The 12,150-nt window shown below is 42.7% G+C and carries 11 protein-coding genes; 10 read left to right on the forward strand and 1 reads right to left on the reverse strand.

The window, feature by feature from the left end; genetic code table 11:
* Positions 1-13: 13 nt before the first annotated feature.
* From EFT72_RS01860 to EFT72_RS01875, 4 genes are read left to right on the forward strand one after another with little or no spacing between them, the layout of a single operon-like run.
* Complete coding sequence (locus tag EFT72_RS01860; protein ID WP_124065122.1) at positions 14-934, forward strand: glycosyltransferase family 2 protein; 921 nt, start codon at positions 14-16, stop codon at positions 932-934.
* A gap of 38 nt (positions 935-972) precedes the next feature.
* Positions 973-2,082 carry a DegT/DnrJ/EryC1/StrS family aminotransferase gene (locus EFT72_RS01865; protein ID WP_124065123.1) on the forward strand — a complete coding sequence of 370 codons (1,110 nt, stop codon included), beginning with the start codon at positions 973-975 and terminating at the stop codon, positions 2,080-2,082.
* A 12-nt stretch (positions 2,083-2,094) separates the two neighbouring features.
* Positions 2,095-3,078 carry an ATP-grasp domain-containing protein gene (locus tag EFT72_RS01870; RefSeq protein WP_124065124.1) on the forward strand — a complete coding sequence of 328 codons (984 nt, stop codon included), beginning with the start codon at positions 2,095-2,097 and terminating at the stop codon, positions 3,076-3,078.
* Entirely contained in the window at positions 3,072-4,031 is a 960-nt protein-coding gene (locus EFT72_RS01875) for a glycosyltransferase (RefSeq protein WP_124065125.1), read from the forward strand. The genes EFT72_RS01870 and EFT72_RS01875 overlap by 7 nt, the downstream gene beginning before the upstream one ends.
* A 66-nt stretch (positions 4,032-4,097) precedes the next feature.
* Here the strand turns inward: EFT72_RS01875 and EFT72_RS01880 are convergent, their stop codons facing one another.
* Positions 4,098-5,534, reverse strand: coding sequence for a L,D-transpeptidase (locus tag EFT72_RS01880; RefSeq protein WP_124065126.1), 1,437 nt, complete (start codon positions 5,532-5,534; stop codon positions 4,098-4,100).
* A 154-nt stretch (positions 5,535-5,688) separates the two neighbouring features.
* Between EFT72_RS01880 and EFT72_RS01885 the strand changes: the two genes are divergently transcribed.
* From EFT72_RS01885 to EFT72_RS01910, 6 genes are all read left to right on the forward strand, one after another.
* The gene (locus EFT72_RS01885; RefSeq protein ID WP_124065127.1) at positions 5,689-7,131 is read left to right on the forward strand and encodes a lipopolysaccharide biosynthesis protein; all 1,443 of its coding nucleotides are present in this window, start codon (positions 5,689-5,691) and stop codon (positions 7,129-7,131) included.
* A gap of 76 nt (positions 7,132-7,207) precedes the next feature.
* Positions 7,208-8,464, forward strand: coding sequence for a lipopolysaccharide biosynthesis protein (locus tag EFT72_RS01890; protein WP_124065128.1), 1,257 nt, complete (start codon positions 7,208-7,210; stop codon positions 8,462-8,464).
* On the forward strand, positions 8,461-9,159 hold the full coding sequence (locus EFT72_RS01895; protein ID WP_124065265.1) for a glycosyltransferase family 2 protein: 699 nt from the start codon (positions 8,461-8,463) through the stop codon (positions 9,157-9,159). Before EFT72_RS01890 ends, EFT72_RS01895 begins: the two co-directional genes overlap by 4 nt.
* A gap of 18 nt (positions 9,160-9,177) precedes the next feature.
* On the forward strand, positions 9,178-9,549 hold the full coding sequence (locus EFT72_RS01900; RefSeq protein ID WP_124065129.1) for a DUF2304 domain-containing protein: 372 nt from the start codon (positions 9,178-9,180) through the stop codon (positions 9,547-9,549).
* Positions 9,530-11,134, forward strand: a complete 1,605-nt coding sequence (locus EFT72_RS01905; RefSeq protein ID WP_124065130.1) for a DUF2142 domain-containing protein — start codon at positions 9,530-9,532, stop codon at positions 11,132-11,134. The genes EFT72_RS01900 and EFT72_RS01905 overlap by 20 nt, the downstream gene beginning before the upstream one ends.
* Before the next feature lie 21 nt (positions 11,135-11,155).
* Positions 11,156-12,124, forward strand: coding sequence for a glycosyltransferase family 2 protein (locus EFT72_RS01910; RefSeq protein ID WP_124065131.1), 969 nt, complete (start codon positions 11,156-11,158; stop codon positions 12,122-12,124).
* The last annotated feature ends 26 nt before the right edge of the window (positions 12,125-12,150 follow it).

Raw genomic sequence — 12,150 nt, forward strand, 5'->3', positions numbered from 1 at the left:
AAGGGGAATTAGGATGGTAACGGTTCTTTTGGCATCTTATAATGGAGAGAAATATTTAAAAGAACAATTGGATTCCATATTAAATCAGACGTTTCCAGATATTCGAATTGTAATTTCCGATGATGGCTCCACGGACCAGACTCTTAATATTCTACAACAATATAAAAAAACCGCACCTGACCGTGTGTTTTGTCTGTCTGGTACGGGGCATTTTGGAAGTCCCGAGAATAACTTTTTCCATCTTCTAGAGAATGTTTCCGATGAGTATTTGATGCTGTCGGATCAAGACGACATATGGGAACTGGAAAAAGTGGAGCTGATGCGAAACGAGATGAAGCATCAAGAACATATCCTTGGAAGAGATACACCCATCTTGATTCATACCGATCTTTCCATTATGGATCAGACAGGCGAAATCAAACAGCAGTCCATGGCGAAATACCAGAAGATCCCCACAAAGGATCGAACCCTTTCCCATTATTTGGTGGAGAATAACATAACAGGCAATACCATTATGATAAATCAAGCATTTCAGCCATTTTTTTCTTATATACCGGAGACCTGCATGATGCATGACTGGTGGATGGGACTTTTGGGATGCTGCTTTGGAAGAATCGTCTACATGGAAAAACCATTGGTGCGATATCGACAGCACGAGACCAATCAGCTTGGGTCAAAAAGTGGATTCAGACAGTGTCTTAGCAGATTCAAAAATGAAGAAAAAGTGAGAGAAAATTATAGTCGCATGTTTCGGCAGGCAGAACTTTTTTACACGCAGTACTCAAAGAACTTAACCGAAGAACAAAGAGAACTGATCCAAGGATTTTTAAGCCTCAGACAGAAAAATCGCCTAGGTAAAATAATCACCATTATAAAATTTAAATTCTTTAAAAGTACCCCGATCAGGACCCTTGGCCAGATGTTTTTCATCTGACTTTATAATAGAAGCTTAAAAGCGGAGGATGAAAACATATGTTACCAGAAGAAAAGGATATCTTAGTGACAAAGGCATCGATGCCATCTTATGAAGAATTCATAGAAGAAATCAAACCTATCTGGGAGTCTGCCTGGATGACCAATATGGGAGAATTCCACGACAGGCTTATGGATCAGTTGAAAGAATATTTAAGGGCAGAGAACCTTCTATTATTTGTCAATGGTCACATGGCGCTTGAGATGGCGCTGCAAGCCATGGATCTTTCGGGGGAAGTAATTACAACCCCGTTTTCCTTTGCTTCCACCACCCATGCCATTGTTAGAAACAATCTTACCCCCGTTTTCTGTGACATCAGGGAAGAGGATTATACCATAGATCCAGATCAGATTGAACGTCTCATAACCCCTAAGACCTCAGCAATCGTGCCGGTGCATGTCTATGGGAACGTTTGTCAGGTAGAGGCGATTGAGCGGATAGCAAAGAAGCATAATTTAAAGGTGATCTACGATGCCGCCCATGCGTTTGGGGTAGAAGTAAAAGGAAGAGGAATCGGAACTTTTGGGGATGCCTCCATGTTCAGTTTCCATGCAACGAAGGTTTTTAATACCATAGAAGGTGGGGCGGTAACGTTTCAAAACCCTAAATTGGAGATTCTATTTAACTATTTAAAAAACTTTGGAATTACAGGAAAAGAATCGGTGGAATATATCGGCGGAAATGCCAAGATGAATGAATTTCAGGCAGCAATGGGAATCTGCAATCTGCGCCATGTGGATGAGAACATTAATAAGCGCAAGCAGGTGGCCATGCAGTATAAGAAAAGGCTGGAAGGTGTTTGCGGTATCCGGCTAAATAAAGAGAAAGAGGGAATCCGCTCTAATTATGCGTATTATCCGGTGGTATTTGATGGATATTGCCTCACGAGGGATCAGGTCTATGATCGTTTGGCTTCCCATCATATTTATGCCAGAAAATACTTTTACCCACTGATTACAGAGTTTGACTGTTACCGGGATCGTTTTCAAGACATCAGTCTCCCAAGAGCAAAAAAGGCAGCAGAGAGTGTTCTGACGCTTCCTATGTATCCTCAGCTTTCCCTGTCAGAAGTTGACCGGATCTGTGATGTGATAGTAGGAGCCAGATAAGGAGAGATAGATATGAATACAGTAGTGGTGACGGCCATTGGATCATTTTCAGCCGATGTAGTAATAAAAAATTTAAAAAATATGGGGATTCGGGTAATTGGCTGTGACATCTATCCCAGAGAGTGGATTGCAGATTCTATGAATGTGGATTCCTTTTATCAGGTTCCTTATGCCACGGATGAGGCCAAATACGTGGAAGCGGTCCTTTCTCTCTGTGAAAAAGAGAAAGCCGATGGGCTGCTGGTACTAACGGATGTAGAAGTGGATGTGTGGAATCGGAACCGGGAATTCTTAGAAAAACAAGGTGTTTTACTGTGCCTTTCTAAAAAAGAAACCATAGAGGTCTGTAGAGATAAAAGAAGTTTGTATCAAGTCTTAAGGGAACAAGGGGTTGGTAATCCCATTCCTACGATCCGTCTTAATGAAAGCGCAGGAGAAGAAATTTCTTTTCCCATGGTAATTAAGCCCTACAATGGAAGAAGCAGCCAGGGACTTTTCTACCTTAACACACAGGAAGAATATGACCAGTGGGTCAAAGGGAAAGATCTGGATCAATATGTAAAACAACCATTTCTAAAGGGAAGCATTCTCACTGTGGATGTGGTCAGGCAAGAAGAGTCCAACACCACAGTGACGATAGGTAGAAGAGAACTTCTTCGAACAGCAAGTGGCGCAGGCACTTCAGTGTTTGTCTTTTCTGCCCCCCAACTGGAAGCGGAATGTGAAAAAATTGCCCAGGTGTTACAGATTAGAGGGTGCGTTAACTTTGAATTCATAGAAACAGAAGATAAAACCGTTCACTTTCTAGAGTGCAATCCTCGCTTTTCTGGAGGAGTGGAATTTTCCTGTATGGCAGGATATGACTGTATTTCAAACCATATTCGATGCTTCACCGAAGATACCATAGACGTAGCAGGGGAGAAAGTGGAGCTGTATATTGCAAGGAAGTATGAAGAATATATAACAAAGAGAATGAATGGGAGAACCCTATGTTAGCAAGTATCAATTGTGTGACCTATAACCATGCCTCATACATCAGACAGGCACTGGATAGCTTTCTCATGCAGAAAACAGATTTTGATTATGAAATATTGGTTCATGACGATGCATCCACCGATGGAACCAGTGAGATCATAAGGGAGTATGCAGCAAAATACCCAGGTAAAATCAAACCACTTATCCAGACGGAAAACCAGTATTCCCAGGGCATTGATAACATCAGTGGTGCGTTTAATTTTCCAAGAGCCAGTGGAAAATATATCTTTATGTGCGATGGAGATGATTATTTTGTCTCTCCTTATAAGCTGCAAAAGCAGGTAGATTATATGGAGGCAAATAAAGATTGTACACTTTGTATCCATAGTGCAGCGATCCATCTGGTAGGAAAGGCTTTCACCAAAAAGCAGATGAGACCTTACACAAACAGCAGAAAGATTACTCCGCAAGAGATGATTGACAAAACATCTGGATATGCCATGTCCTCCATGGCTTTCCCTTTAAGCCTTGTAAAAGAACTACCAGATTACTATGTGGATTGCCCCGTGGGAGATACTCCGATCCAGTTGATGGCAGCAGAAAAAGGGTATGGTTACTATTTTGATGAGCCCATGAGTGCATATCGGGTAGGGGTGGCTGGTTCTTGGACCGTATCAGGTAAAAGTGGAGATTATGCCAGAAAACAGAAGACTTACTATGAACGGATGAAACGTGTCTATAAGGAGTTTGATTCTGCCACAAAGGGACGGTTCCATAGAGCGGTAAGAAGTGCATCTTTAAGAACTTACTATCAGACCATGGTCAACACAAGACAATTTAAAGAAATCTATAAACGGGAATTTAGAACTTTTTATAAAGAGCTGGATCGAACAACCCGGGCATTGATTTTCCTTGAGTGTCGGACACCGCTTCTCTACCAGTGGATGAGAGAAAAATACACAGGTCAAAAATAAAAGACAGGAAAAGATCGGCATACGCCAGATACTTCCCTGTCTTTCGGAGAAATCAATGACAAAAACTTACTGTACTACGTTGGGATCGGTTGGATCCCAAGTCTGAGTCTCCGGTATAATCTGTTCAATGGCAGGACGTTCAAAGGGTCCTGGAACAGGTGATTCATAAATATTTACGGTAGTTCCGATGGCACAATGATCGTAGATCCATTTGGCATCTCGGGTCAGCAGTCGGATGCATCCGGCCGATTCGGCGATGCTTAAATAATTATAGGTCGTTGGATCTAGTGTTTTATTATCTGGTTTGCTGTAAAGAATGGAATGGATCAAAAACCCTTTATAAACCCTTGTTGCATACTGGGTGTAAATTCCGTGATTCATATCTCTCCAGCGGTATTTGATTGGTGTCTGATAGGTACCAAGTGGAGTATCTGATCCTGTGGAAGTCAAAAACGTCTTTACTGGAATGATAAACCCGTTCTGTCCGTCTTTGCCATAAACGGTCATGGTGTTCATCTGTTTGTTGATTTGGATTAAAAATGGTCCTTTGTTTCCTAGGATTGGTTCTAAGTCGGAAAGGAGACGACCCGTTTCATCAAAGTAGTATTTGTATCCGTCGATATACTGCCAACCAGTAACTGGATTGGAATCAACAAAATAATACCTCTGGTTTCCATCCCATGCCCAGCCAGTAAAAGCGGTTCCGTCGCCGTTATAATACCGGAGCGAACCGTCAATCTGCTGCATTCCGTCGGGACCAGCAGAAATAAGTGGTGTTTCCATTGCATATGGAAATTGAGTATTCTTTGCAAAAAATGCCATACGAAATTCTGTTATGTAATGTCCCGTTCCCATGGTTCCTGCGCTGGCTCCGTTCTTAGCCCAGTCTGTGACGGTTCCATCCTCAAGCTTCGCCGAGTAGTAGAGATCAAAGCGGTTGTTTACATATCCAGAAAACCGCATCTGTATCGCCTCGATGTTAATATCATTGGGGTAATTGGTGGTTTGCTGACCGTTCATCACCCAGGGAGACCAACCGGTGCTTGCTGTATAGCTCCGGTATAATACGTTTCCTACAATGTTCGTTAAAAACGTGGACATACCGTGGAACCCCTCGCCGTTATTTGTTATCCATGCATCATTTACAAATGGCTGGGACCAGTTACTGTCACCTACCATAACCGTAGTCTGGAGCCGGGGGGTATTGGCTTTTAATGCTTCCTGAGCGGCTTTCTCCGCTTCATCGACAACACCATCTTCGCCGCCGGCGTCTCCTTCCTGTTCCATGTCTATGCCGGCATTTGCCAAAGCGGTTTCTGCTTCTTCTGTAGTGACATTCCCCGTCGACTTGCCATCTTCTTTCTGGTTGTCAGACTCACTAATTGGGACGCCATTCTTGAAGCCCGGTCCGAAAGACTCTTTTGCAAAGGAAAAAGAAGCCTGTCCCAGGACAAGAGCAGCCGTGAAACAAAATGCCATCAGGCCGCGTGTCAGTTTTCGCATAATTTAAAACCTCCTGAATTTATGTAATAAATACTATATTCCATAACACTTTATCACAAACAAATCTAAAATGCTATATACGATTTACATTTACTGGGTAATATAGTACAATAAGGCGGAAATGTCAATTGGAAATACGAGGAGAAAACCTAGTATGTATCAGGAAAATATAAAAGAAAAAGTGCTTTCTGGCCTGTTCTGGAAAGTCATGGAAAATGGGGGAACTCAAGGGATTCAGTTTCTGGTTTCCGTCCTTCTTGCCCGTATGCTGACACCAGCGGAGTCTGGGGAAGTCATGCTGATTATGATATTTATTACCATAGGAAATGTATTCGTACAGAGTGGATTTAACACCTCTCTAATTCAGAAGCCTCATGTAGAGGAAGCAGACTATTCCTCTGCTTTTTTCATGAGTGCTGCCATCGCAGCGGTGCTTTATGCACTGCTTTTTCTGTCTGCACCTCTGATTGCGTCTTTTTATGGACAACCAGTGTTTCAACCGGCGATTCGGGTCATGGCGATTACCTTGTTTTTTGGAGCAGCCATTTCCGTTCAATCTGCATCCGCTGCAAGGAATATGGAGTTTCGCAAATTATGCATTGCCAGTTTGTTTGCAGCGCTTGGTTCTGGCTTCATCGGTGTGGGACTGGCGGTAAAGGGGTATGGGTTGTGGTCTCTTGTTATGCAGCAGTTTTTTTACAGCCTGTTTCTCATGGTTTTGCTTCATTTTCAAAGGACTTGGATTCCCAGATTTTTGTTTTCTGCGAAAAAGGCAGGAGAACTTTTTTCTTATGGCTGGAAGATCCTGTTATCGGGTCTGATTGATACGATTTTTACCAATGTTTATGGACTTGTGATCGGAAAAATATATAATACGGATATGATGGGGCAATACTCAAGAGGGAACCAGTTTCCAGCTTTGATTGCCAATAACTTAGGTGCGGCGATCCAGTCCGTTATGCTTCCAGCATTTTCTGCCTATCAGACCGATCGGAATCGGGTGAGAAATATGGTGAGAAGATCCATTACCACAAGCTCTTATCTGGTATTTCCTATGATGGCAGGGCTAATTGCAGTCGCAGAACCCATGGTGAAGCTTCTATTGACCGATCAGTATCTGCCCTGCGTTCCTATGCTCCGCCTGCTTTGTGTGGCGTATGCTACCTGGCCTCTCCATGTGGCAAACCTACAGGCTATAAACGCACTGGGGCGTAGCGAGATATTTTTAAAACTGGAAGTAATTAAAAAGGCAGTCAGTGTGGCCGCTCTTATAATAAGCATCCCATTTGGGATCTATACCATGGTGGCGTTACGTGCGGTTACCGACTTTATCTGTACATTTATCAATTCCTATCCCAATAAAAAGTTGTTAAATTATAGCTTTTTAGAACAATGGAGGGATGTATTCCCATCTTTTATCTTGTCAGCCATCATGTGTGCACTGGTCTATGGGGTACAGTTTTTAATAGAAGGAACGTTACTTACGCTTGTCGTTCAGATCTTCGTGGGAGTCGTATCCTATGTGGGTCTATCTTGGCTTTTTAAAATCGAAAGCTTTTTCTACCTGTGCCGTACCGCAGGGATACTGAAACGGTAGTGGGTAGTTCTGGTTTACATTTTAAAGGGGATATTGTAGAATATAGAAACACGAAACAGGAAACAGAGGAATAAAAATGGAACGAAAAAACATGGCATGGAACATGATAGGAAGCCTGATCTATGCAGGCTCTAGCATGCTATTAACAGCCTTGGTCAACCATCTGGTGGGAACAAGTCAGGGAGGAATCTTTGGCTTTGCTTTCAGCACCTTCGGACAGCAGATGTTTCTGGTGGCCTATTTTGGTATGAGACCGCTGCAGAGCACAGACATAAGGGGAACCTATACCTTCGGTGAATACCGGCTGGCACGTCTGATTACCTGTACGGGTGCCGTATTGTTTGGAATCGGATATCTGCTCTACCAGTTTTACGTGTCACCCTCCGGTTATACCGTGGAAAAAGGACTGGTGGTGTTTTTGATGGTTTTATATAAAGTCCTTGATGGATACGCAGATGTCTATGAATCGGAATTTCAACGAGTGGGGAAGCTTTATTTAACCGGACAAGCAATGGCCTTGCGGACCCTTTTATCGGTAGTTTGTTTCTTGGGAACGCTGGCAGTGACAAGGAATCTGGTTTTTTCCAGTGCGGTAGCAGTTCTTTCTCAGGGCGCAGGAATTTTTTTGTTTGACCGGAAAATCTCTCTTACCCTTACAAAGATTCAGTATTCTCGTACACAAAATAAGCAATGGAACATCTTACACGATGGCTTTTTGTTGTTCTTATCTGTGTTTCTTGATGGGCTTATCTTTGCCATGGCAAAATATGCCGTGGATGCCCAGATGACCTCCACAGACAATGCGGTATTTGTAGCTATTTTCATGCCGACTTCGATCATTAACCTGGCGGCCAATTTTGTAATACGTCCATTTTTGACCCGGCTCTCCGCCTTGTGGGAGGAGAAAAATTTTCCAAAATTCAAACAGATGTTACAACGGTTAACCAGCATTATCATAGGACTGACTGTGATTGCCTTAATCGGGGCATGGTTTCTCGGGGCACCGGTCCTTGGGGCAATCTCCAATGTAGAGCTTATGCCATACCGCACTGGACTTTTGGCCATTATTCTGGGAGGGGGGTTCTTTGCGGTTATGAATCTCTTCTATTATGTACTTGTTATTATGAAGAAACAAAAACTTATCTTTCTTGGCTATGTTCCGGTTTGCATCGCATCCTTTTTTCTATCCTACTGGTTTGTAAAAGTAGGAGGAATCAATGGAGGGGCATGTTCCTATCTGATTGAAATGCTGCTTTTGATGCTATGTTTTGTATATCAGGCAGGAAAGGTATTTGTGACGGAAGAAAAGAAACGGAGGAACCAGTGGGAATGAAGGAACGGGTGCTGGTAGTCATACCTGCTTATAACGAAGCATTGAATATCGAACGGGTGGTAGGGGAAGTGATCGAAAACTACCCGATGTATGATTATGTGATTATAAATGACGGATCTACCGATCATACGGCTAAAATTTGTAGAGAGCATGGTTGGAAGATCATTGATTTACCAATGAACTTAGGGCTAGCCGGTGCGTTTCAAACTGGATTAAAATATGCACACCGCAAAGGGTATGCGTACGCCATCCAGTTTGACGGAGACGGACAACACAGGCCAGAATTCATTCTTCCGATGAAAGAGAAGATGGATGAAGGATATGATATTGTGATCGGGTCTCGCTTCTTAACAGAGAAAAAGCCACGTTCTATAAGAATGCTTGGCAGCAGGCTGCTTAGCCTTGCGATCTGGTTTACCACAGGGGTGAGAGTAAAAGATCCCACATCAGGAATGCGCATGTTTAATCGGAAGATGATTAAAGAATTTGCAGATGGTTTAAACTATGGACCAGAGCCGGATACCATATCTTATTTAATCAGACAGGGAGCAGATGTAGCAGAGATTCCTGTGGTTATGGATGAAAGGCTTCTTGGAGAAAGTTATTTAAACCCATTGAATGCGGCACGTTACATGGGAAAGATGATGTTTTCCATCTTGTTTGTACAAAGCTTCCGCATACGAAACAGAGGATAAAGGAAGGGAGAACGTGATATGACAGTTTTACTTCGCTGCGTGCTGATCAGTGTATCCATATTACTTACATGCTATGTGTTAAAAAGAATCCGTCATTCAAAGATGAAGATTGAAGATTCTATCTTCTGGGTGATGTTTTCTCTGCTCTTGGTGGTTTTTAGCATATTTCCCCGAGTGGCGGATTTTATCTCTCGTATCGTAGGGACTTATTCCACTGCCAATTTTATTTTTGCTTTTATGATTTTCATTCTATTATCCAAAGTATTTTTCCAATCCATTAAGATATCCCAGTTGGAGCGGAGAGTGACGGAGTTGATTCAGATGCTGGCGCTGGATAAAGAGGTGGAGAAAGGGAAGGAGGAGAAAAAAAGTGAAGCAGATTCCAATTAAAAAAGGCTTGTGGCTTACGGTTGGCACCATTCTTCTTTTACTCTTTTTATTTGTCCGCACGTACAAAAAAACCATTATTGGGATTCCTTCCCCAGAGTTTGAAGCAGTTCGGCGTTTTTATTGGTGGATTCTTGTGGCAGGTTGTGGATTTCTTTTATTTCTTGGCTTCTTTTTGTGGATAAAAGAAAGTTTTTCCCTCTGGCTGTTTGCAGTGGCAATGGTGGGGATGGGTCTTTTTTATCTATTTGTACTGACCCCTTTTTCCGCTCCCGATGAAGCGGCTCATTTTGTGAGTGCGTATCGGCTTTCCAGTCAGATCATGGGAAAACAGCCAGTAGCAGATGAGGAATATGCAAAGCAAGCAGGAGTAAAAGAAAAGGAAAGAATCAAACGAGGCGCCAATGTACTGGTTCGAAGTGGGGATGACAGTTCTTTCCTCTCCAATCAGCCGGGGCAGGTCACGTATGAACGTATTTTGACGGAGTTGTTCTCTATGGATCACAGCCAGTCCGTTACCGTTCGAGAAGAAATTCCCGTTAATACTACTCCGGTTGTGTATCTTCCCCAGGCACTTGGAATTACCGTGGCAAGGCTATTAAACCTTGGTTATGTCCCTTTGGTTTATCTTGGAAGACTTATGAATCTGTTGGCATTTGTTTCCATGGCTTGCCTCTCTTATCGTCTTATGCCTTTTAAAAAAGAGTTAATTATGGCAGTGTCTTGTCTGCCTATGTCCCTTCATCTGGCGGCATCTTTTTCCTATGATGCAGCGTTTATCGGTTTATCCCTGGTGCTTTTGTCCTGGTGTTTTTATTTGGCTTATGAAAAAAAAGAAGTATCCACCAAAGATGTTTTGATCCTGACTCTTTTGCTGATTCTTTTGGAACCAGGTAAGATCGTATATCTTCCGGCAGCAGGAATCTGCCTTTTGATTCCAGTTTCTAAATTTAAATCAAAAAAGCATTATATTCTGTCTGTGCTTAGTGTCATCACAGTTGTATTCCTTGCCGTATTTTTGGTGAATCATCTGGTGCTATCGGCCTGGGCAGGGGCGACCGAAAGCTATGTGGGCTGGAATCAGGCGGCTGGATATACCTTATCTGACGTATGGAAATATCCCTATGAAGTGATTGGAGTATATTATGAAACGCTGGTTACGCAGTTTGATTACTATCTGGTCACCATGCTGGGAGGCTTTTTGGGGAATTTGGATCCCAATCTGACCGTTCCTCCCTTTTGCCTTACTATTTTGTGGTACGTGTTATTTGTCAGCGTGGTAAGACGAGAAGAGGAGACGGTTCCCATCACAGGTAGGCAGAAATGTTACCTATTATTGTTGGTGTTTTTAAGTGCAGGTCTAGTTCTTACTTCCATGTTTCTTGGATGGACGCCCAGGGATTTGACTTATATCACAGGGGTTCAGGGACGTTATTTTATTCCACTCCTGCCACTTTTATTAATTACCGTATTTGATAAACGTCTCGTCATTTTGGCAGACTTAAGAAAAAGTGCCTGGTATCTAGAATGTTTTGTAAGCATTTATGCCCTGATTCGGATTTGTTCGACGGCATGTCTGCGCTATTGATGGAAAGTTGAGGATAATCAGTTGGAAAACATAGAAAATGAAAACAAAACAGTGGATGTAATCATTCCGGTCTACCATCCGGATCATGTTTTTAAACGTCTCCTGATCCGGCTTGGGGAGCAAACCTATCCCATTCGGAAAATCATTCTTATGAATACAGAGAAATCTTATTGGGATCAGGAGGAATACCAAGGAATTTCTAATCTTGAGGTGCATCATGTGACGAAAGAGGAATTTGATCATGGTGGGACTAGAAATAAAGGGGCTGCTCATTCTGAAGCAGACATTATGGTGTTCATGACAGATGATGCGGTGCCTGCAAACCGAGAACTGATCCACTTCCTGGTTCAAGCCTTTCAACAGACGGGAAAAGATGGAGAGAGAGTAGTGGCAGCATATGCAAGACAACTTCCAAACCCGGATTGTGGGTTAACTGAACGCTTCACCAGATCTTTTAATTATCCGGCAGTAAGCAGGGTTAAAACAGGTGCAGACCTTAAAGAACTGGGGATCAAGACCTTCTTTTCTTCCAACGTTTGCTGTGCCTATGACCGAGTGGCCTTTGTAAAAGCGGGCGGTTTTATTAACAGAACCATATTCAATGAGGATATGATCTATGCAGGCAATGCAGTGCGGTACCGGAAAGAGGCCATTGCTTATGTGGCAGAGGCCAGAGTGATCCATTCTCATAATTATGGTTGTCTGGCCCAGTTAAAACGAAACTTTGATTTAGGGGTCTCACAGGCCGATCATTCCGAAGTGTTTTTGGGAATCCAATCCGAGCGTGAGGGAATCTGCTTGGTGAAAAAGACATGTGGCTGGTTGATCCACGAGAAAAAGCCATGGCTCATACCAGGCTTGATTGCAAAGAGTGGATTTAAATATTTGGGCTATTTACTGGGAAAACGGTACCGGAAACTACCGAAAAGATTAATCAAATGTTTGACCATGAATCGTTCCTATTGGAAGAAAAATGAAATAGAAGTGTAAAAGTAGAATCTGAAAAAACCGGGGAA

This window comes from Clostridium sp. E02 (assembly GCF_003833015.1).
GTDB lineage: Bacteria > Bacillota > Clostridia > Lachnospirales > Lachnospiraceae > Lacrimispora.